The organism is Rhodopseudomonas palustris (genome assembly GCF_007005445.1).
In the GTDB taxonomy this organism is placed as follows: Bacteria; Pseudomonadota; Alphaproteobacteria; order Rhizobiales; family Xanthobacteraceae; genus Rhodopseudomonas; species Rhodopseudomonas palustris_G.
This window is the reverse complement of record NZ_CP041387.1, coordinates 308,910-330,465: the sequence shown is the minus strand read 5'-3', so window position 1 is coordinate 330,465 and position 21,556 is coordinate 308,910. Positions and strand designations below refer to the sequence as shown.

Below are 21,556 nucleotides of genomic sequence, written 5' to 3'. Positions count from 1 at the left end.
CGTGACGACTAAAGATGCAGGAAGCGCAGCGCGCCGAGACCGATCAGTCCGACACAGATCAGGTAGATCGCAACGATGAAATTGAGCAGCCGCGGCATCACCAGAATCAGGATACCGGCGATCAGCGCAACGATGGCTGGAATGTGGGCAGTGGTGATGGTCATGGCAGACGGTCTCCGGCTGAGGGAAATCGGGATCGAATCGCAGAGGGATTGGTAGCGGACAAGGACGGCGAACGATACCGGCGACCGATGACGCCGATCCCCCTGCGTGGGTTCCGGGAGGTGACCATTCCGGGGCGCTGCGACATTGTCGTCCCGGAACATCAGCGGCGGCCGGGCATTGCCCTACCAGACCGACGAGGCCCATGCGCTGGCGACTTTCTCGGCGGATATCGGAGGATCGTTCGAGTGGACGTCGCAGTCGCTTGAACGTGGGTCCGGACGCGACCGACGCGACCGGATCGGAGAGCCCCGTCCCGTCCCCCGCCGGGCGGGGCTCTTCTTCGTCGGCCAGGCCATCTCGCTCGGTCACTTCCCTCCACTTGTGACAGAACACGGCAGCGTACGGTTCTGATTCTATCGGTGCCGGAAATGCTCTAAAGTTCCGTCCTCCGGCCGGTTCGCGCGCCGGTGCGGCGTCTCACCCGCCGAAATCATCCGCACAGCAAACGGCCCTGGCCGATCCCGATGATCGCAACGCCCTCCCTTCACAGCCTGGCGCTGCTGCTGCTGCTGAGTTTCTTTCTCGGCTTTGCGTTCGAGGATTTCTTCGAACAGCGCAAATCGGCGCGTCCTGGCGGCGTCCGAACTTTTCCACTGCTGTCTGTCGGCGGCGGCGTGCTGTACTGGCTGGATCCGACCCGTCTGGTCGCTTTCACCGGCGGCCTCGTGGTGCTCGGTATCTGGCTGTCGATCTTCTACACTGTGCATTTGCGCGAACGCGACGATCAGGGCGAACGCAACGCCGGGCTGGTGGTGCTGCTGCTCAACATCCACGCTTACCTGCTCGGCGCGGTCACACTGGCGCTGCCGCATTGGGTCGCGGTCGGCATGACGGTGACCGCGGTGATGCTGCTGACAGGGCGCGACTGGCTGCACCGGCTGGTGCACAAGGTCGACACCCGCGAAATCACCACCGCGGCGCAATTCCTGATCCTCAGCGGCGTCGTGCTGCCGCTGCTGCCGGCCGAGCCGGTCACTTCGCTGACCAGCATCACGCCCCGGCAGGTGTGGCTGGCGCTGACGCTGGTGTCGGCGCTGTCCTATGCCAGTTATCTGGCACAGCGCTATTGGCGGCGCGCCGCGCAGGGGCTGTGGATGGCTGGCCTCGGCGGGCTGTATTCCTCGACCGCCACCACCGTGGTGCTGGCGCGGCAGGCCGCCGTCAGCGAGGCGTTCCGCCGTCAGGCGGTGGCCGGCATCACGCTGGCCACCGGCATCATGTATCTGCGTATCCTGGTGGTGATCGCGGTGTTCAACATCGCGCTGGCGCGCGAACTGGCGGCGCCGATGCTGGGGCTCGCAGCAATCGCCCTGTCGATCGCAGCGCTGCAATATATGATCATCAAGGCGCCCAGCGGCGAAGCCACCCAACCATCGGAGCGCGGCAACCCGCTCGAACTGGGCGCCGCCGCGGTATTCGCAGGATTGTTCGTCGCGATCTCGCTGGCCTCGACCTGGGTCAAGACCGAATTCGGCACCCAGGGCATCTATTGGCTGGCGGCGATCGTCGGGTTCTCCGACATCGACCCGTTCGTGCTCAACCTGGCGCAGGGCGGCACCGCCGGGATCGGCGAACATGCGGTGGCAATCGCGGTGCTGATCGCGGCATCGTCCAACAATGTCTTGAAGGCGGCCTATGCGATCGCGTTCGGCGGTCGCCGCACCTGGCAGAGCGCGGTCGTCCTGGTGGCGCTGGCGATCGGCGGCGCGGCGCTGGCGGCGTGGCTGGCACAGGTCGCGTGAGCGGCGGCGAGCGTCAGCCGCGCTTCAGCATCGACAGCAGCGATGTCGTCGCCTTGTAGCTCTGCACCGCGTTGTCGCGGAACGCCGGGGTCCAGTTGGTCGCGGTGCGCTCCTCGGCGCTCATCCCCGAATAGGCGTTGAGCAGGCCGAGGCTGAAATCCGCCGGGTTGCCGGAGGTCTGGCTCTGCTTCAGCGCCGTCAGGATGCTGGCGCGGTTGCGGCCGTGGAGCTCGCGCTTGGCGGCGAACACCTCTTCCTGCGAGAACAGATCGTCCTTGTTGAGCGAGATCGCCGACAGCGCGCGATTGTCGAGCACCGACAGATCCGCCTGCTGGCCGGTCTTGCGCGCCGGATCGTATACCAGCAGCTTGCCGGCGGCGGTCGCCTGCTTGGCCTGATCGTCGAGCGTGGCGCGGGCCTGCTTGGCGACGCTGCCGAAATCCTGGGTCGTGGTGGCGCTGCCGGACGGATAGCGCGCCAGATAGGCGGCGACCGGATCGTTGCTGATGCCGGCCGGGATCTTCGACGGATCGCTCTGCGTCGCCGCCAGCCCCTTGGTGATCGCGGCGCGCTCGGCCTGCCAGATCGCGGTCGCCTTCTCTTCGCTCGAGGCGCCGTCGAGATAGCTGGCGGCCGCCTTGTACACGGTGCTGTAGTCGCCGATCAGCTTTGCGGTCTGCGTCGCCGGCGACAGCGCGGCGTTGAACTGCGCGATCCGGTTGGTCGCCGCCAGCGTCTGCTCGGCCTCGGTGAATCGGCCGCCGGCATTGGAGGCGATCGCGAACAGCGCCCGGCGGTCGAGCCCCGACAGGTCGACCGTCGGCTTGCCGCTTGCGTCGTAGGGCGCGGAGACGTTCGCCGCCTTGTAGAGCTTGTCGATCGCAGCGCGGCTGTCGCTGATCACCGCGGAGTAATCCTTGGCCGACCCGCCGGCGAGCTGCGCCCGCGCCGCCGCCGACAGCGTGAGCTGGGTCGCCGCATTGTTGGCGCTAGGCAGCACATCGTCGCTGGTTGCGTTCAGAATGCCCGCCAGCGAGGTCTGCGCGCCCGCGGTCCGCGCATAGGCGGCGCCGTATTGCGCGTAATTGTTCAGGCCGTTGGTGATGCTGGTCATGGCATGGCGCCCCGCTGCCGAGGAGGACGGTTAAGGAACCGTTACCGCGAGCCAACCTGTCAGGACATGGTTAACGACCGGTTAATTGTTTCGCGATGTTGCTGATCGGTGCAGCTTTTGAGGGGGACGGAGCCTCAAGGACACGGCCTCCCCTCCGTCATTCCGGGGCGCTCCGCTTCGCCAAGAGCACCGTCATTCCGGGATGCGTGCGACAGCACGCAGACCCGGAATCTCGCAGCTATCGCAGAGGGTGACGCAGCGATGCGCTTGGCAGGTACCGTGCACGACCACATCGCGATTCCGGGCTCGCCGCTACGCGGCGCCCCGGAATGACGGTGCGGTTAGTCCTGGATCTTCGAAAAATCCGCCACCGCCCGAGTCGCGGCGCGGATTTCGTTCAGGAGCTTCAGGCGGTTTTCGCGGACGGCCTTGTCGTCGGCGTTGACCGTCACCTTATCGAAGAACGCATCGACCGCCGGACGCAGGCCCGCCATCGCGGTCATCGCCGCGGCGAAGTCTTCCTTGGCGACGGCCGCGCCGGCCTCGGCTTTGGCGCGGTCGATCGCGGCGGCCAGCGCCTTCTCCTCGTCCTGTGCATACAGCGACGCATCCGGCGCGCCGTCGAAGGCGCGGCCGTCCTTCTTCTCCTCGATGCGCAGAATGTTGGCGGCGCGTTTGGTACCGGCCAGCAGGTTCTTGCCGTCGTCGGTGGCGAGAAACGCCGCCAGCGCCTCGACGCGGCGGACGATCATCAGGATGTCGTCCTGGCCTTCGAGCGCAAAGACTGCATCGACGAGGTCGTGGCGGGCGCCCTGATCGCGGAGTTGGACTTTGAGGCGATCGGCGAAGAAGGAGAGGAGATCAAGGACAACCGGACCAACCCGGCCGTCGAACTCTTTCCATTCCCGAACCAACTCTTCTTTATACGTCTTCTGATAGTCAGCGGAATATTTCGCTTGATCCTCGATAACTGGACTCGTGCCAGTCTGCATAATATCGGAAATGACTGTTAAATGGATCATTCCGCCAATGAAATCTTTCAGATCGGCACGTTTGCCGCTTATGTTTGCATCAGCTAACCGGTCGAGTGCTGCTTCGAAGATGCCGGCACCAAGCAAATTAGCGAACAAGCTGCCTCTGAATTTCATGAGGCGCTTGGCAATTTCTCGATTGTCTTCATTCTCCTCGATGAAGCGTGAGATCTCATACGCCTCACGAAGCGATACCGAAGAACGCAGTGTATTCGCGATGCCCTTCGCCAACAGCGCTTTCATGTTGATACGAGCAAAATTCACCAGAATTAGCCTAATCACCCCCAACGCCGCCCGCCGCAGCGCATACGGGTCCTTGCTGCCCGTCGGCTTCTCGTCGATCGCCCAGAACCCGACCAGCGTGTCGAGCTTGTCGGCCAGCGCCACCGCGATGCTGACCGGATCGGTCGGCACGCGATCGGCCGGGCCCTGCGGCTTGTAGTGCTCCTCGCAGGCCGCGGCGACCGACGCGTCTTCGCCCTGGGCGAGCGCGTAGTACTTGCCCATCAGGCCCTGCAGCTCGGGGAATTCGCCGACGACTTCCGTGAGTAGATCAGCCTTACACAGCCTTGCCGCGCGCTTGGTCTTTTCGACATCGGCACCGACCAGCGGCGCGATCTCGGCGGCGAGGCGTTCGATGCGTTCGATGCGCTCGGCCTGGGTGCCGAGCTTTTCGTGGAACACGATCTGGTCGAACTTCGGCAGCCGGTCTTCCAGCTTGGTCTTCAGATCGGTCTCGTAGAAGAACTTCGCGTCCGAGAGCCGCGCGCGGATCACGCGCTCGTTGCCGGCGGTGATCGCGGCGCCGCCGTCGCTGGCTTCGATGTTCGCCGTCAGGATGAACTTGTTGGCGAGTTTGCCGGTCGCGGGATCGGCGACCACGAAGCACTTCTGGTTGGCGCGGATGGTGGCGCGGATCACTTCGTCCGGGATCGACAGGAAGTCCTTGTCGAACGAGCCCATCAACGGCACCGGCCACTCGACCAGGCCGGAGACTTCGTCGAGCAGCCCCTGATCCTCGACCAGTTCGTAGTTCTGCGCCTGCGCCAGCGTTTTCGCATCCGCCAGGATGATGTCCTTGCGGCGGGCGGAATCGAGCACGACCTTGGCGGCGAACAGCTTGGCTTCGTAGTCCTCGAAGCGTCGCACCTCGAACGCGTCGGGCGCCATGAAGCGATGACCGCGCGTGGTCTGCCCGGCCTCGATGCCGTCGACGTTGAAATGCACCACGTCGGGCTCTTCGGTGTCGATCCCGAAGGTGGCGACGATCGAATGCAGCGGCCGCACCCATTGCAGCGCACCGGGTTTGCGAGAGCGTTCGCCCCAGCGCATCGACTTCGGCCACGGGAAGGTGCGGACGATGACGGGCAGGATTTCGGCAATCACCTCGATCGCCGGCCGGCCCGGCTTCTCGATCAGCGCGACGTAGAAATCGCCCTTCTTCGGATCGCGCTGGATCTTGGCCTCGTCCAGCGAGGCGAGCCCGGTGGCCTTCAGAAAGCCCTGCACCGCGGCATCCGGCGCGCCGACCTTCGGGCCCTTGCGCTCGTCCTTCAGATCCGGCTGCCGCGCCGGAATGCCATGCACCGTCAGCGTCAGCCGCCGCGGCGTCGCAAACGCCTTGGCGCCCTCATAGACGAGCCCTTCGGCGACGAGCTTGTCGGTGACCAGCCGCTTCAGATCATCAGCAGCCTTCCCCTGCATCCGCGCCGGGATTTCTTCGGAGAACAGTTCGAGGAGGAGATCGGGCATTTAGATTTGATTCCGTGCGCGCGGCACCCCCACCCCCGACCCCTCCCCGCAAGGGGGAGGGGAGACGGCGCAGTGCCTGGGAAAACGACTGACTTCGCCATCGCGAAGCCTACAAAGAGAATTCATCAGTTCGCCTCCCGACGACGCCCGCGCGGCTTACGAGGCTTGCGTGGTCGTGGCTCCCCTCCCCCTTGCGGGGAGGGGTCGGGGGTGGGGGGCAACGCGGACTGAATCTCGGCGAGAACACCATCCAGATTGCCGAGGACGTCGTTATTCCAGAAGCGTAGCACGCGATAACCGAGCGCTTCGATGTGCCGCGTGCGCGCCGCATCGGCATCGCGCTGCTCGTCGTGCTGGCCGCCGTCGAGTTCGATCACGAGCTTGGCACCGCGGCTGGCGAAGTCGACGATGAAAGGACCAATCGCCGCCTGCCGGCGGAAGTGCGAGTTCGCCAGCACGAGGTCGTGCCGCAAGCGCTGCCACAGCAAGCGCTCGGCGTCCGTCGGATTCTGGCGCATCATCTGCGCGAAGTACCGCTGGCGATCGTCGATCATCGCTGGCGATCCAAACATTGACGTCTGCATCCGTGGACCCTCACCCCCGCCCCCTCCCCGCAAGGGGGAGGGGAGCAGAGGCGTCCTCGTTATCGTGTACCCCGCTCGCTACGCGAGCGACCCTCCCCCTCCAGGGGAGGGTGAAGAACCACCCGCTTCGGTATGCACCCAGGCTTCGCCGCAGGCTTTCGCCAGTTCGCGGACGCGGAGGATGTAGCTTTGGCGTTCGGTGACGGAGATCACGCCGCGGGCGTCGAGCAGGTTGAAGACGTGGCTGGCCTTGATGCACTGGTCGTAGGCCGGCAGCGCCATGGCGTGGGCTTCGCGTTTGTCGCTCACCCAGCCGGCATCGAGATATTTCTTGCAGGCGGCCTCGGCCATCTTGAACTGCTCGAACAGCATCTCGGTGTCGGCGACCTCGAAATTGTGCTTCGAGTATTCCTTCTCGGCCTGCAGGAACACGTCGCCGTAGGTCACCTTGTCGGCGCCGTCGCGGCCGTTGAAGTTGAGGTCGTAGACCCGGTCGATACCCTGGACGTACATCGCCAGCCGTTCGAGTCCATAAGTCAGTTCGCCGGCGACCGGCGCGCATTCGACGCCGGCGACCTGCTGGAAGTAGGTGAACTGGCTGACTTCCATGCCGTCGCACCAGCACTCCCAGCCCAGCCCCCAGGCGCCCAGCGTCGGGCTCTCCCAATCGTCCTCGACGAAGCGGATGTCGTGCAAGCCCGAGTCGACGCCGATCGCGGCCAGCGATTGCAGATACAGATCCTGGATGTTCGGCGGCGAGGGTTTGAGGATCACCTGGAACTGATAGTAGTGCTGCAGCCGGTTCGGGTTCTCGCCGTAGCGGCCATCCTTGGGCCGGCGCGACGGTTGCACGTAAGCGGCGTTCCAGTGCTTCGGACCGAGCGCCCGCAGCGTGGTGGCCGGGTGGAAGGTGCCGGCGCCGACTTCCATGTCGTAGGGCTGCAGGATGACGCAGCCGTGGTCGGCCCAGAAGCGCTGCAGCGTCAGGATCAGGCCCTGGAACGAGCGTTCCGGGCGCATGTGCGGAGGCGTCGGGTCCATGATCGGCTTTGGATTCGCAAGGGTTTTCGGAAAAGCGGCCGGACCGTATCGGCCGCGCCCCGGCAAATCAAGGCGACGAACAAGCCAAATCGCCGGTTAACGCGTCCTTAACCCAGGCTGCCGCCTCCGCGGCGCAGCGCTGCAATTCACCAGCTCATCCGTCAGCAGCCGTCGCGGGCCGGCGACAGCCGAGACCTCAACCGGGCCGATAGGCGCCGGTGACCGGATCGGGCCGCAGCGTCGGCAGCGTGGCACGATCGACATCGGCCAACACCGTCGCGCGGGCAACCTCGAGCTCCTGATTGACGCGTCCGGCCGTGCGGAAGGCCCACCGCACCATGGCGATGCCGACCAGGCTTCCAGCCAATACGAGCAGCGGCGGCATCGTCCAACCTCTCCTTGAGTCGCGTCACGCCCCTGTTGCATCTTCGCTCAGTGGGCGTTCACTCGCAACTCACGCTGACGGGACCAAATGGCGCGGCGCCGCCGCCGAAGCCATCTCTCAAAAGCCGTATTTGGCCCAGATCGCCCGGGTTTCCAGCGCCGAGATCATTGATTCGGGGAGCGCCGCGACGCCGTCGAGCGCAGCTTCGGCGCCACCGGATTTGCGCGTCAGGTTGGCGAGCAGGCCGGTCGGCGGCGAGATCAGCGGGGTGCGGACCTTGTCGCCGAATTTCTCGCGCAGCACTGCACGCAGGTCGCCGATCGAATCGGCGAGGCCGAGCGACACCGAGGTGGCGCCGGCCCAGTACTCGCCGGTGAACAATTGCGACTCCTCGCCTTTCAGCCGGGCGCCGCGGCTTTCCTTGACCAGCGCGATGAACAGCGCGTGGATCTCCTGCTGCAGCACCTTCAGCCGGGCGACCTCCTGCGGGTCTTCGGGCAGGAACGGATCGAGCTGCGCCTTGCGCTCGCCGGCGGTGTAGAGCCGGCGCTCGACGCCGATCTTCCTGATCAGCTCCTGAAACCCGAAGCCGCCGCCGACCACGCCGATCGAGCCGAGGATCGACGACGGATCGCAATAGATCTCGTCGGCCGCACAGGCGATCATGTAGCCGCCGGACGCGGCGACGTCCTCGACGAAGGCGTAGACCGGCAGCTTCTTCTCGGCGGCGAGCGCGCGGATGCGCAAATAGATCAGCCGCGACTGCACCGGCGAGCCGCCCGGCGAATTGATCGCCAGCGCCACCGCCTTGGCGTTGCGGGTGGAGAATGCGCGGTCGAGCAGCTTGGCGACACCGGCGAGCGTCAGCCCTGGACGCAGCGGCGTCACCGCGCCGATCGTGCCCGATAGCCGGACCACCGGTACGACCGGAATATCCCGGCGGAATCGCTCTGGAATCCAGTTACCGAGACCGGCGAGCCAGCCCTGCTCGCTGCGACCGCTGACCGCAGTCCCGCTCATCGCTTCATCCTATTGTCGACCATCGCGGATATCACCATCTGGTAGATGTGGAACATGTTTTGCAACGCAGGCTTCATATAGGGACGAGGCTGCAACGACGCAGCGGAGGGACCGATGAAAATTTACCTGCTGGTGTTGTTGATCGGGGCGATCTTGACGGCGGTTCACCTCACCAGTGCGCCGGCCGAACATCATAAAGAGCCGCAACCGCAGTAAGTCTTTCGAGGTGCATCTGCAGCGCAGCTTTTGCCGGGCGAGGTCGCTCAGCGTTGCGCCAGCGGCAAAATCTGCTCACCCGCCATCACCGCCCGCACCAACGGGATCGGCTCCCCCGAGGTGTCGCTGAGCATCAGACTCGGCAGCATCACCAGCGGCGCCCGGCCACCTTTGATCGCGCGCACCAGGATGCGGATCGCCGGCTTGCCGGCATTTCCGTGCACCGCCTGAAGCGCCACGCTACCGAAGCCTCGGCCGAGCGCGGCCAGCACATCGGCCAGTCCATCCGCCCGCCAGATCAGCGTCAGGGCGCCGCCCGATTTGAGCAGCCGCCGCGCCGCATGCACCCACGCCTCCAGCGTCGCCCCGGTTGCCAGATGCGCCGCCTGACGCAACGGGTCGGGCGAGCCGCGATGCCGTGCAGCATCATGAAACGGCGGGTTCATCAGCACCGTGTCGGCGGTGTCGGGCCCGAGTCCGGCCGCCGCAAACGTCTCGGCGGGGCCGGTCACGTCGAGACAGACGACTTCGGCCGCAAGCCCATTGAGGCGGGCGTTGTCTCGGGCGATCGCCACAAGGGTGGAGTCGATCTCAACCAGGACCGGAGCGATTCCGTCGACCCGGCGCGCCAGCGCCAGTCCGGCGGTACCGACCCCGGCGCCGAATTCGACCACCCGGTCGCCTGCCCTCGCCCGGGTCGAAGCCGCCAGCAGAATCGCGTCGTGACCGGCGCGATGGCCGGCGGCAGGTTGCCGCAGCCGCAGCCGGCCGCCGAGAAAGCCGTCTTCGGTGACGCTCCGGTCCGCCGCGCCGACCGTTTCAGCCATCGGACCGCAGCTCATGGGCCAGTCCCGCGTCGGTCAACAGCCTTCGCGCGGCGGGCAGATCGTCGTCGGGCACCAGTAAACGGCGCGGAATCACGCCCAAGGAGCCTTCCAGAATGCTCATGTTCTGGTCCAGCACCAGATGGTCGATACCGGCGCCGTCGAGCAGCGCCCCCACCGCCGAAAGCAGTACCGCGTCGTTGGTCCTCAACAGTTCTCGCAACCTTGCCTCTCCTGTCGTCCCTGCATTATAGCTCGCGCCGACCGTCGCGGGGGATCGATCGCCTCGTTGCAGGGTCGTTCCCGTGCTATAGAGGGAACCGCAATGAGGCGCGGATGGTCGAGCCGGCCGGCGCCTCGATGACTGGACCAAGGCGCGGATGGCGGAAGCAGCTTCGCCGAATCCGTCCCCGGAATTTGGAGACCCAGCGTGGCCGTTATCGTACCCTTCGAGGGCCCCTCGACCGCCTCGATCGACCAACTGGTCGAACTCGTTGCGGCGGACATGGAGCGCGTCAACGCCACCATCCTGTCGCGCACCGGCTCCGACGTCACCATGATTCCGGAAGTCGCCAATCATCTGATCTCGTCCGGCGGCAAGCGGCTGCGGCCGATGCTCACCTTGGCGATGGCGAACCTCACCGGCTACACCGGGGACGGCCACATCAAGCTCGCCGCCGCGGTCGAATTCATGCACACCGCGACGCTGCTGCACGACGACGTCGTCGACGAGAGCGAGATGCGCCGCGGCAAGAAGTCGGCGCGGATGCTGTGGGGCAACGAGGCCAGCGTGCTGGTCGGCGATTTCCTGCTCGGCCAGGCGTTCCGGATGATGGTCGAGGTCGGCTCGCTTCGCGCGCTCGACATCCTGTCGTCGGCCTCCGCCACCATCGCCGAGGGCGAGGTGATGCAGCTCGCCGCCGCCAAGAACACCGCCACGACCGAAGACGAATATCTGGCGGTGATCCGCGGCAAGACCGCCGAGCTGTTCGCCGCCGCCTGCGAGGTCGGCCCGGCGATCGCCAACCGGCCCAAGCCCGAACAATCCGCCTGCCGCTCGTTCGGTATGAACATCGGCATCGCCTTCCAGCTCATCGACGACGTGCTCGACTACGGCGGCAAAGCCGCCAAGCTCGGCAAGAACGTCGGCGACGATTTCCGCGAGGGCAAGATCACCCTGCCGGTGGTGCTGGCGTTCCGCCGTGGCAACGATTCCGAGCGCGAGTTCTGGATCAAGTCGCTGGAGCGCGGCGAAATTTCCGACGCCGACCTCGATCAGGCGATCAAGCTGATGACCAAGCATCGCGCGCTCGAAGACACCATCCAGCGCGCCCATCATTACGGCGCGATGGCGGTCGACGCGCTGGCGCTGTTCCCGTCCTCGCCGATGAAGACGGCGCTGGAGCAGGTGGTGGCATTCTGCCTGGCGCGCTCGCACTGAGCGAGCTCTGCTGCTTCCAGCAATAAGCACCGTCATTCCGGACGCCGCGCAGCGGCGATCCGGAATCCCGAGATGTTCTGAACTGCGAGATCCGGGTTCGCGCTGCGCGCGCCCCGGGATGACCGCCGCTGAAGCGGCCGTCAGCTCAGGCTGCCGGCATGCACCCACCAGCCGGGCTGGGCGGTGCGGAGCATAGCGGCGGCGGCGCGGGCCGATGCATCATCGGCATACAGCGCAAAGCAGGTCGCGCCCGAGCCCGACATCCGCGCGAGCTGCACGCCGGCGGTCGCCCGCAGCGCGGCCAGCACGGTGCCGACCACAGGCTCGACCTTGAGGGCCGGCGGTTCGAGATCGTTGGTTCCGGCCTCGAGTGTCGCAATCCAATCGGCGAGCGGTGCTCCGGCATCGGGCCACGCTGGTGCCGCGAGCACGTCGGTGGCACCGACCGTCAGCGAGCCCGGCTTCAGGCCGAGCGCAGCAAACACGTCCTTGGTGGCCACCGGCACCCGCGGGTTGACCATCACGGCCGGCAGCCGCGGCAGCGGCAGCGGCGAGAGCTTTTCACCGACTCCGGCCATCATGCAGGGCCGCGACGGCAGGCAGACAGGCACGTCGGCCCCGGTCAGCCGCGCCGCCTCGACCAGACGCGGATCGTCGGCCGCCAGATCGTTGGCGCGGGCGAGCAGCCGCAGCGCCGCGGCAGCATCGGCCGAGCCGCCGCCGATGCCGGCCGCGACCGGCAGGTGCTTGTCGAGGATGAAGGCTCCGGTGGTGAGGTTCGGCACCCGTTCGGAGAGCAGCCGCGCCGCCTTTAGAACCAGATTGTCGGCGCTGTCGCCGCAATCCTGTGCGCCGGGTCCGGTCGTGGCGAGGCTCAGTGCCGCGCCGGGCTGCAGTTCCAGACGATCGGCGCAATCGGCGAACGCCACGACGCTTTCGAGCTCGTGATAGCCGTCGATACGACGGCCCACCACGCGCAGAGTCAGGTTCACCTTGGCGCGGGCTTCGTCGCGCAGCGTCGTCGCAGAGCCGTCAGTCACGGAAACAGTCTCCTGGGAGCGCCCGTTCTGATCGAAACCGGACCGAAGCTCCAGCCCCCTTTTAGGCGCGTTCTCGGTCCCGGCGCAAAGGCCGGCGACACCAGCCGCGGCCGCGCTCAGCCGCCCTTGCCGTCTTCTTTCTTCTTGTCCGCGGACGCCGCCGACGCCTTGTCCTCTTCGGGCAGACCGTTGGCGAGCTTGGCCTCGATCTTCGGCAGTTCTTCCGGATCGGGCTTCAGATCCCGAGCATGGGCCCATTGAAACTTGGCTTCCAGAGTGCGGCCGACCCGCCAATAGGCATCGCCGAGGTGATCGTTGATAGTCGGATCCTCCGGCTTCAGCTCGATCGCCCGCTCCAGCGTCTTCACCGCGTTCTCGTAGTCGCCGATGCGGTAATATGCCCAGCCGAGCGAATCGACGATGTAGCCGTCGTCGGGGCGCTGATCGACCGCACGCCGGATCATGCCCATCGCATCATCGAGATTGATGCCCTGGTCGACCCAGGAATAGCCGAGATAGTTCAGCACATGCGGCTGGTCGGGCTGCATCTGCAGAGCCTTCTTCAGGTCGAGCTCGGCCTTGGCCCACTGCTTGGAGCGTTCTTCGCAGATGCCGCGGAAGTAGTAATACACCCAGGCGTTCTTTTCCGAGCCGGTGAGCGCGTCGATGCCCTTGGAATAGGTGCCGGCGCAGTCGGCGAACTTCTTGCGGCCGCGCTCGATATTGCCGAGCGCCATGATGGCCTCGAGATCCTTGCCGTCCTCGGCGATCACCGCGTGAAGGATCTTGATCGCCTCCTCGCTGCGATCGGAAGCGTCGAGGTCGGTGGCGAGCTGGATCTGGGCGTTGCGCTTCAGCGGCGACGACGCCGGCACGCGCTCGTAGACCTTGATCGCCATCTGCGGCTTCTTCACCGACTCGTAGAGATCACCGAGCGCCAGCAGGGCGAGCGCATGATTGGGCTCGAGGTAGAGCGCGAGCTGCAGATACACCAGCGCCAGGTCCTCGCCGCCACGTCGGGTCAGCGACGCGCCGATGCCGTAAAGCGCTTCGGCAGCGCCGGCCTGCGGGCTGTCGACCAGCGGCGGCAGCTTCTTGCCGGCCTTGACCTCGCGGATGCCGTCCTCGATCAGCGGATGACGCGGCAGCTTCTTGTCGAACGCCTGATAGACCGCGAGCGCCTCGGCCTCGCTCTTGTTGCGCGACAGCCAGCGCGCATAGGACTCGACCACGCGCAGCGCGGAATCGTCGAGCTTGTAGGCGCGCTCCAGCCGCTCGCCGGCGTCCTTCTGGCGGTTGGCCAGTTCCAGCATCATGCCGGAATGCAGATCCTTGAAGATCGGATACCACTCCGGACCGGCCAGCTTGTCGATGCTGCCGACCGCGCCCTTGACGTCGCCGGCGCCGTACATCGACCAGCTCGCGATCAGAGTGGCGATCAGATCGGTGATCGGGCCGCGCACCGACTGGTTCACGTTGCGCACAGCGGCGGCGTATTTTTTGGTCTTCAAATCGCGAATACCGACCACCAGCCGGGCGACCCGGTTGGATTTGTCGATCTTCAGCACGCGCTCGGCGAGCTTCACCGCCTCCTCGATGTCGCCCTCGGCGAGCGAGGAGATGAAGGCGCGATCGAGCAATTCGTTGTTCTTCGGATCAGAGCGCAGCGCGGAGCGATAGAAGGCGGCTGCGGCGGCCGCGTCACGCTCGATGCTGGCGTGGCGCGCCGCCAGATAGCTGCCTGCGGTGGTCATCGACCGCAGATCCTGGCTGGTGGGAAACTGCGCCGCGTTGTCGGCCGGATGGTCCGGGGTCTGCGCCAACGCCTGTTCCGCGATCGGCATCGCCACCAGCGCGAGGGCGACGATCATCGATCGACGGCTTCGAAGGGAAAGCATCAAGGTTGCTAGCTCCAGGAAAAGGCTCGATTGGCCCGGCCGACGAGCCGGCAGCATCGCATCGACAATGCCGCTTTTGGCGCTCAACCGCAAGGATAGGACCGACGACGCACAATGCCGCGGCCACAGACGGAGCACCGACGTGCGGACCGGACGATTGAGACGGTGGCAACATGGCAGGATCGTGGCCGCAGGCCGGAGCATCACTGCGCTCCGGCTCACGGATACGTGGTCAGGAACGCGAGATCATGAACGCGAGGTCAGATGCGTTGGCCCCGGTCAGGACGCCCGGTCACATGCCCTGATAATTCGGGCCGCCACCACCCTCCGGAGGAACCCAGGTGATGTTGCCGTTCGGGTCCTTGATGTCGCAGGTCTTGCAGTGCACGCAGTTCTGCGCGTTGATCACGAAGCGCGGGCCGGTCGGCTCTTCGACCCATTCGTACACCGCGGCCGGGCAGTAGCGCCCGGACGGGCCCGCATAGACGTCGTGCTCCGACGTCTTCTGCAACTGCATGTCGGCGACCTTGAGGTGAACCGGCTGGTCCTCCTCATGATTGGTGTTCGACAGAAACACCGAAGACAGCCGATCGAAGGTCAGCTTGCCGTCCGGCTTCGGACTCTTGTGCGGCTCGTGCGATTTCGCCGGATCGAGCGTCGAACGATCCGGCTTGCCGTGCGACAGCGTGCCGAATACCGAGAAGCCCAGCGTCGAGCACCACATCTCGAAGCCGGCCAGCACGACGCCGACCGCGGTGCCGAACTTCGACCACAGCGGCTTGACGTTGCGAACGCGGAACAGGTCCTTACCGACCACGGAGTCGCGCCAGGCGTTTTCGTAGGCCGCCACCTCGTCGTTGGCACGGCCTTCGGCCAGCGCCGCGGCGACGTGTTCGGCGGCCAGCATGCCGGAGCCGATCGCGTTGTGCACGCCCTTGATGCGCGGCACGTTGACGAAGCCCGCCGCGCAGCCGATCAGCGCGCCACCCGGGAAGGTCAGCCGCGGCACCGACTGATAGCCGCCCTCGGTGATGGCGCGCGCGCCGTAGGAGATGCGCTTGCCGCCCTCGAAGATCGGCGCCACCGACGGATGGGTCTTGAACTTCTGGAACTGCTCGAACGGCGAAAGGTAGGGATCGTCGTAGTTGAGATGCACAACGAAACCGACCGCCACCAGATTGTCGCCGTAATGATACAGGAACGAGCCGCCGCCGACGTTGTTGGTGAGCGGCCAGCCGAACGAATGCGCGATCCGCCCCTTGCGATGCTTGGACGGCTCGATCTGCCAAATCTCCTTCAGCCCGATGCCGAATTTCGGCGGATCGGAGTCCTTGTCGAGCTTGTAGTTGGCGATCAGTTGCTTGGACAGGCTACCGCGGGCGCCTTCGGCGAACAGCGTGTACTTGCCGAGCAGTTCCATGCCGCGGGTATAGGAATCCTTCGGCTGGCCGTCGCGGCCGATGCCCATGTCGCCGGTTGCGATGCCGCGCACTTCACCATTGTCGCCGTACAGCACTTCGGTGGCGGCGAAGCCGGGATAGATCTCGACGCCGAGCTCCTCGGCCTTCGGCCCGAGCCAGCGGCACAGATCGCCGAGCGAGCCGATGAAATTCTTGTGGTTGTCGAGCATCGGCGGCACCATGATATTCGGCACCTTGAGCGCTTTCGACGCTGTCATGACGTAGAAATGGTCGTCTTCGACGTGGGTCTTCAGCGGGCAGCTCTCGTCCTCGCGCCAGCTCGGCATCAGGCGGTCGAGCGCCGACACGTCGATCACCGCGCCCGACAAAATATGAGCTCCGACCTCGGAGCCCTTTTCCACGACCACCACCGACAACTCGGGGTTGATCTGCTTCAGTCTGATCGCGGCGGACAGTCCCGAGGGGCCCGCACCCACGATCACGACGTCGAATTCCATCGATTCGCGGGGCGGCAGCGTTTCGTCACTCATCGTTTTTTCTCGCAGGACTCTCGGGAACGTTTCCAGGGGTGTTCTTTCGCATTTTTAGAAGAAGAACAACCACCCAAATGTACCGGCCGGCTCATCTTTCCAGCGTTGCGGCAGCAGTTGCGAAAATTGATTTCGCATTGCGGAATGAAACAAACGAGCAGGCTGCTGTTCTGTGGCGCGCATCCGCTGTAAACCACCACGCATGATCCCCGATCCCGTGCCGAGCCTGCGTCAATTGCTCGCGTTCTACCTGGACGCAGGGGTGGATTGCGCTTTGGCCGATGCCCCGGTTAACCGGATGCTCGACGAGGCGCCCGCACCGGCAGGGCACGAAGCCACCGAGCCGAGCCGAGCCGTCAAGCCCGCCTTACAGGCGCAGCCAGCCCCTCCTCCGCCGCGGGCCACACAACCGGCGACGCCGGACGCCGCGATCGTCTCGGCGCGCGAAGCCGCCGCCACCGCGCCGACGCTGGAAGCGCTTCGCGACTTGATGCAGCAGTTCGACGGCTGCGCGCTCCGCGGGACTGCCAAGCAACTGGTGTTCGCCGACGGCAATCCGCAAGCGAAGCTGATGCTGGTCGGCGAAGCACCCGGCCGCGACGAGGACATCGAAGGGCTGCCGTTCGTCGGCCGCTCCGGCAAACTGCTCGACCTGATGCTGGCGGCGATCGGACTCGACCGCAGCAAGGTCTACATCGCCAACGTGATCCCGTGGCGGCCGCCGGGCAACCGGACGCCGACCCCGCAGGAAACTCAGATCTGCCTGCCGTTCATCAAGCGGCAAATCGAACTGGTGAACCCCGATCTCCTGGTCACGCTCGGCAACCCGTCGACCCAGGCGCTGCTCGGCACCCGCGACGGCATCATGCGGACTCGCGGTCGCTGGTTCGACTACGACACCGGCACGCGCACGATCCGCGCACTGCCGACGTTGCATCCAGCCTATCTGCTGCGCCAACCGACCTACAAGCGGCTCGCCTGGCAGGACCTGCGAGCGATCGCGACCGCACTCTCCGCAGCCTCCGCCTGAGCCGGCCCTGCCGGCGCTTTTCCTGCTCTCGGGCTTCTGCACAGCGCGACATCGGATGTCAGCACAGCATCACTCGGCGTCGCGAGATGCAGAACGCAGCGTTGCATCCAGAGCGCGACTACGTAGAAGCCATCTATTCTGCTCCTCGTCCGATTGACCTTCGGCGAGCGATCCCCCACCAAGATACCGGGGGTAAAATTATAGCAACAATCTCGCGACGAGCACGATACCCCTCGACCAAATCCGAGCCGAGGAGAGTTTTTGCCGATTCGACCTGACGCGTAGTTGCTTTTCGATCGAGATTTCAGCGCTCGCCGCTGACATCCGCTTGTGGCGGACAGACACGGACAAGCCGTGGCGGCGGCGCGGATGCAAGCGAAATAGGTGCGGCAACGTCTGCATCTATCAGACCACTCTCCAACCAAAGCGGCGTGTTCGCCGTATCAGGATTTGCGATGTCCCGTTGTCGAGCTCTCGGCAGCGCTAGCTTTGTCGTGCTCAGCGCATGGCTGGCAGCGTGCCCCACCTCTAGCCACGCCCAGACTGCTCTGCCGTCAGTTACGGTCGATGCGCCGCGCACGGTCCGCAGCAAGCCGGCTGTTGCACCTCGCCGGAGCGTCGCCCGCGCCGCAGCTCGCGCCAGGACGGCCACCGCGACACCGCAGCCTTCTGCCGAGCGGGCGGTGAGCCGCTCGGCGACGTCGGACCGGCCGGCGCCCTTCGCCGGAGGCCAGGTCGCACGCGGCAGCCGGCTGGGAATGCTCGGCAACACCGACACCTTCCGATCACCATTCGCGACGGCGAGCTACACCAACGAGGCGATCCGCAATCAGCAGGCAGCGACCGTCGCCGACGCGATGTTGCTGGATCCCTCGGTTCGGGTCACCAGTCCGGTCGGCGGCATGGTGGATTCGTTTTACATCCGCGGCCTTCCGATCGCCGAGGGAACGGCCGGCGAAGTCGCGTTCGACGGCGTCTACGGCATCGCGCCGAATTTCCGGATCTTCAACGACTATGTCGACCGGATCGAGGTGTTCAAGGGCCCCGCGGCGATGCTATCCGGCGTCTCGCCGAACGGCGGCGTCGGCGGCGTGATCAACGTCGTGCCGAAACGGGCCGAAGCCGATCTCAGCCGGATCGGCGTCGGCTATGCGTCCAAGGGCTTTGCCTACACCAATCTCGATGTCGCGCGGCGGTTCGGCGACCAGCGCGAATTCGGCCTGCGCTTCACCGGCAAGCTCGGCGGCGGCCGCGATCGATCATCAGAACGACCGGCTGCAGGTCGGGTCGCTGGCTTTCGACTATCAGGGCGAGCGCTATCGGACCTGGATCTACGCGCTGACGCAGAACGAGCACATCACCGCGCCAGTGCGTCCGTTCTTCACAACCAGCGGCGTCGCGGTGCCGCCCGCGCCGGTCGGCAGCAACAACCTGACGCAGACCTGGGAATGGTCGCGGATTCGGGAATCCTCGGCGCTGTGGAAGAGCGAGTTCGACCTCACCGATTCGGTGACGGTGTTCGGAAACATCGGCGGCTCCAAGACCAATGCCGAACGGTTCTTCGGCCTGCCGACCATCCTCAACAGCCGCGGCGACACCTCGACGACGTCGCAGTATTACAATCTCGACGTCAATCGCTTCACCTTCGACGGCGGGGTGCGGGCGAAATTCGACACCGGCTTCGTCCATCACGCAGTCACCGTGCAGGGCTCGCACTATCAGGACGAGCAGTATCGCACGTTCCCGCCGGGACAGTCGTATCTGTCGAACTTTTATACCCCTCTGGTGCAGCCGGAGCAGACCTATACGGTGCCGGCGTTCAAGCCGCGGCTGTCCGACACCCGCCTCAACGGCTATGCGATCGCCGACACGATGTCGGTGCTCGACGAGCGCGTGATGCTGACGCTCGGCGTTCGCCGCCAGCAGGTGATTGCGCACAACTACTCCACCACGACCGGAGCGCTGACGACTTCCTACGACCAGTCCGCCACCACGCCGATGGCCGGTCTGGTGATCCGCCCGATCGAGCACCTGTCGGTCTATGCCAACTACATCGAAGGGCTCAGCCGCGGCGATGTCGCACCGGTCAGTGCGTCCAACTCAGGCGAGGTTCTCGCGCCGTACCGGACCAGGCAATACGAAGCCGGCGTCAAGCTCGATCTCGGCCGCATCGGCACGACCTTCGCGCTATTCCAGATCACCAAGCCCAATGGCGAGCTGAACGCCGGGGTGTACTCGGCCGGTGGCGAGCAGCGCGTGCGCGGCGCCGAATTCACCGTGTTCGGCGAGATCGCGCCGCACCTGCGCGCGGTCGGCGGCGTGACGCTGTTCGACGCCGAAGTGACCAGAACCGCGACTGCCGCCAATCTCGGCAAGACGCCGATCGGCGTGCCGACCACACAGGTCAATCTTACCGGCGAATGGGATCTGCCAGGACTGCGAGCGATGACTTTGGTCGGAACCGTGGTCTACACCGGCCGGCAATATGTCAACAACAGCAACACGCAAGTCTTGCCGGATTGGACCCGCGTCGATCTCGGCGTGCGCTACGTCACCATGATCGAGGGCCGCAAGACGACGCTGCGCGGAACCGTGCAGAACGTCGCCGGTACCAATTACTGGGCCGGCGTGGCCTCGTTCGGCACCATGGCGCTCGGCGCGCCGCGGACCTACCTGGTGTCGCTGGACGTCGAGCTGTAAGGCGGCGGAAGGCCGGAGCCGCCGGGCGGAGGCCCGGCTACGGCGCTTTCGACCGCACGATCGCCCAGCCGATCCTGAGCAGCGGCTGGCGACCCGAGATCATTCGTTCGAACGCGCGCGGCAGTTCCGGCACGATCCCGGGGAATCGCTTGGCGATATCGTCCGGCGGCCTGCCCGCGGTGTCGGCAGCGCGCCACACGACGATCCCGCCGTTGCGCTCGAAGTCAGCGAACGTGATCCACGGCGAGCGGGACGGGGCGGCATCGAGCAACAGATGCGGTCGTGACGGCGCGAGCGCGATCAGACCGGCGAGTTGCGGATCGCCAGCGACTGCCGGTAGCGGTTTGCCGGTGCGACGCTCGAAACTGTCGGCAAAGAACCGTGCGATCTCGCTCGCCGGCAGGGCGGTCGGCACCTCGGTGCGACTGAGCCATGGCTGCACCAGAGCGGTGAAGACCACCGCGGCCGCCGGCGCCAGAATCAGCGCCACCCAGGCAGAACGTAAGAGTCGTTGCCGGTGAAGATACAGCACATCGCCGGCCAACGTCGTCACGACCAGCCCGCTGAGCAGCAACACCACGCCGGCACCGCCCACGACATGGCCGAGACCGAACACCGCAGCCGCGATACTGGCAGCGATCGGCGGCGCCAACGCGAACACGTAGACAAAATACCGCGCCAGGGGATCGACCGGCGTGCGCGTTATCATCGGCGCGTCGTGATGCTTGGGGGCGAACCGGCCGATATTGAGCACTGCCAGCAAGGCGATGCCGGCCAGCGAAACGATGAGGCCGCCGAACAGCTTAAGGCCGATCAGCGCGCGATCGCCCAGGTCAGCCGTCGTCGGCAGCGGCGGCAACGCGAACTGATTGGCGCGAAGCAGCCAGATCCCGTAGGGCAACGCCAGCACTGCGATCACCAGGGCTGCAAACACCGTATCGAGCGACATCAGAGCACGGCGGCAGCGCTCGTTGGCCAGCGCGAATGCGAGCGGCATCACGAGCAGCGCCGGCGCCGCCACGGTGGTCAGCAGCAGCAGGCCGGTTTCGATCGACAACGCAAACCACGCCGCACGGCGGTGCTGTCCGAACACCTGCCAGCCGTGCCATAGCACCAGCGCCCACAGCGGCCGGGCCAGGATCAGCGGGCCGAACTCCACCCCGGAGCTTGCGAAGGCGGTGACGGTGGAGGTCAACAGCACCGCGATGACCGCATACTGCGCTCCGACCACACAGCGCGCGAGCTGGAACAGCGCATAGAAGGTGACGATGAAGCAGAGTTGCGCCAGCACATAAACGCCGACGATGTGACCCCCGGCGGCCCGATAGGCGAGGTCGGCGAGCCAGAACGCAAGCGGGGGACCGAGATCCGTGCCGACCTGATATTCACGGCCGTAAGCCAGCACGATGGCGACGTCAGCCGGCGGGCTGGCGTAGAACAGCGTCGGCACCAGCACCCACAGCAACGACTGAGCGCCCACCACCAGCCAGAACAGCAGCAGCGGCCGAGCGCGGATCAGTTCGACGATCAGGGAGGCGAAGCGCATGTGAGGCCAGCGAAAC

The 21,556-nt window shown here is 65.8% G+C and carries 17 protein-coding genes and 1 pseudogene; 5 read left to right on the top strand and 13 right to left on the bottom strand.

The features are described from left to right. Positions 1-8 precede the first annotated feature (8 nt). Positions 9-164, bottom strand: a complete 156-nt coding sequence (locus tag FLL57_RS01520) for a DUF3096 domain-containing protein (RefSeq protein WP_013500996.1) — start codon at positions 162-164, stop codon at positions 9-11. A gap of 525 nt (positions 165-689) precedes the next feature. Here FLL57_RS01520 and FLL57_RS01515 point away from each other — a divergent pair. Further along, positions 690-1,967, top strand: a complete 1,278-nt coding sequence (locus FLL57_RS01515; RefSeq protein WP_142881947.1) for an MgtC/SapB family protein — start codon at positions 690-692, stop codon at positions 1,965-1,967. Between the two features lie 13 nt (positions 1,968-1,980). On the opposite strand, the gene FLL57_RS01510 is transcribed toward FLL57_RS01515, so the two are convergent. The 8 genes from FLL57_RS01510 to FLL57_RS01475 all read right to left on the bottom strand — a co-directional run bounded on the left by FLL57_RS01510 (position 1,981) and on the right by FLL57_RS01475 (position 10,157). Further along, a complete protein-coding gene (locus tag FLL57_RS01510; protein ID WP_047309321.1) occupies positions 1,981-3,081 on the bottom strand; it encodes a hypothetical protein in 1,101 nt (366 codons plus the stop codon). 341 nt (positions 3,082-3,422) lie between these two features. Then, positions 3,423-5,864, bottom strand: coding sequence for a glycine--tRNA ligase subunit beta (gene glyS / locus FLL57_RS01505; RefSeq protein WP_047309320.1), 2,442 nt, complete (start codon positions 5,862-5,864; stop codon positions 3,423-3,425). 125 nt (positions 5,865-5,989) lie between these two features. Continuing rightward, positions 5,990-6,418 (bottom strand): endonuclease domain-containing protein, encoded by a 429-nt coding sequence (locus tag FLL57_RS01500; RefSeq protein WP_142881946.1) that lies wholly within the window; start codon positions 6,416-6,418, stop codon positions 5,990-5,992. A gap of 108 nt (positions 6,419-6,526) precedes the next feature. Then, positions 6,527-7,489 (bottom strand): glycine--tRNA ligase subunit alpha, encoded by a 963-nt coding sequence (locus FLL57_RS01495; RefSeq protein WP_142881945.1) that lies wholly within the window; start codon positions 7,487-7,489, stop codon positions 6,527-6,529. A 196-nt stretch (positions 7,490-7,685) separates the two neighbouring features. Beyond that, positions 7,686-7,874, bottom strand: a complete 189-nt coding sequence (locus FLL57_RS01490; RefSeq protein ID WP_013500990.1) for a DUF4234 domain-containing protein — start codon at positions 7,872-7,874, stop codon at positions 7,686-7,688. 117 nt (positions 7,875-7,991) lie between these two features. Further along, the gene (locus tag FLL57_RS01485) at positions 7,992-8,894 is read right to left on the bottom strand and encodes a S49 family peptidase (RefSeq protein ID WP_142881944.1); all 903 of its coding nucleotides are present in this window, start codon (positions 8,892-8,894) and stop codon (positions 7,992-7,994) included. A 263-nt stretch (positions 8,895-9,157) separates the two neighbouring features. Next, a complete protein-coding gene (locus FLL57_RS01480; protein WP_013500987.1) occupies positions 9,158-9,937 on the bottom strand; it encodes a tRNA1(Val) (adenine(37)-N6)-methyltransferase in 780 nt (259 codons plus the stop codon). After that, complete coding sequence (locus tag FLL57_RS01475) at positions 9,930-10,157, bottom strand: DUF2007 domain-containing protein (RefSeq protein ID WP_013500986.1); 228 nt, start codon at positions 10,155-10,157, stop codon at positions 9,930-9,932. The genes FLL57_RS01480 and FLL57_RS01475 overlap by 8 nt, the downstream gene beginning before the upstream one ends. Before the next feature lie 207 nt (positions 10,158-10,364). On the opposite strand from FLL57_RS01475, the gene FLL57_RS01470 reads away from it, so the two are divergent. Next, positions 10,365-11,375: a polyprenyl synthetase family protein gene (locus FLL57_RS01470; protein WP_047307221.1), complete on the top strand. Its 1,011-nt coding sequence runs from the start codon at positions 10,365-10,367 to the stop codon at positions 11,373-11,375. Between the two features lie 140 nt (positions 11,376-11,515). On the opposite strand, the gene FLL57_RS01465 is transcribed toward FLL57_RS01470, so the two are convergent. The 3 genes from FLL57_RS01465 to FLL57_RS01455 all read right to left on the bottom strand — a co-directional run bounded on the left by FLL57_RS01465 (position 11,516) and on the right by FLL57_RS01455 (position 16,264). After that, positions 11,516-12,415: a 4-(cytidine 5'-diphospho)-2-C-methyl-D-erythritol kinase gene (locus FLL57_RS01465; protein ID WP_142881943.1), complete on the bottom strand. Its 900-nt coding sequence runs from the start codon at positions 12,413-12,415 to the stop codon at positions 11,516-11,518. A gap of 116 nt (positions 12,416-12,531) precedes the next feature. Further along, positions 12,532-14,313, bottom strand: coding sequence for a tetratricopeptide repeat protein (locus tag FLL57_RS01460; RefSeq protein ID WP_142881942.1), 1,782 nt, complete (start codon positions 14,311-14,313; stop codon positions 12,532-12,534). A 292-nt stretch (positions 14,314-14,605) separates the two neighbouring features. Next, positions 14,606-16,264 (bottom strand): electron transfer flavoprotein-ubiquinone oxidoreductase, encoded by a 1,659-nt coding sequence (locus FLL57_RS01455; protein ID WP_047309707.1) that lies wholly within the window; start codon positions 16,262-16,264, stop codon positions 14,606-14,608. A gap of 202 nt (positions 16,265-16,466) precedes the next feature. Between FLL57_RS01455 and FLL57_RS01450 the strand changes: the two genes are divergently transcribed. The 3 genes and pseudogenes from FLL57_RS01450 to FLL57_RS01445 all read left to right on the top strand — a co-directional run bounded on the left by FLL57_RS01450 (position 16,467) and on the right by FLL57_RS01445 (position 19,994). Then, entirely contained in the window at positions 16,467-17,294 is an 828-nt protein-coding gene (locus FLL57_RS01450; protein WP_013500981.1) for a uracil-DNA glycosylase, read from the top strand. A gap of 455 nt (positions 17,295-17,749) precedes the next feature. Continuing rightward, positions 17,750-18,319: pseudogene (locus FLL57_RS23660) on the top strand (TonB-dependent receptor plug domain-containing protein); the annotation flags it as partial. Positions 18,320-18,476: 157 nt separating this feature from the next. Next, entirely contained in the window at positions 18,477-19,994 is a 1,518-nt protein-coding gene (locus FLL57_RS01445; RefSeq protein WP_235677189.1) for a TonB-dependent receptor, read from the top strand. Between the two features lie 37 nt (positions 19,995-20,031). On the opposite strand, the gene FLL57_RS01440 is transcribed toward FLL57_RS01445, so the two are convergent. Further along, positions 20,032-21,540 carry a glycosyltransferase family 39 protein gene (locus FLL57_RS01440; RefSeq protein WP_142881941.1) on the bottom strand — a complete coding sequence of 503 codons (1,509 nt, stop codon included), beginning with the start codon at positions 21,538-21,540 and terminating at the stop codon, positions 20,032-20,034. Between the last annotated feature and the right edge of the window lie 16 nt (positions 21,541-21,556).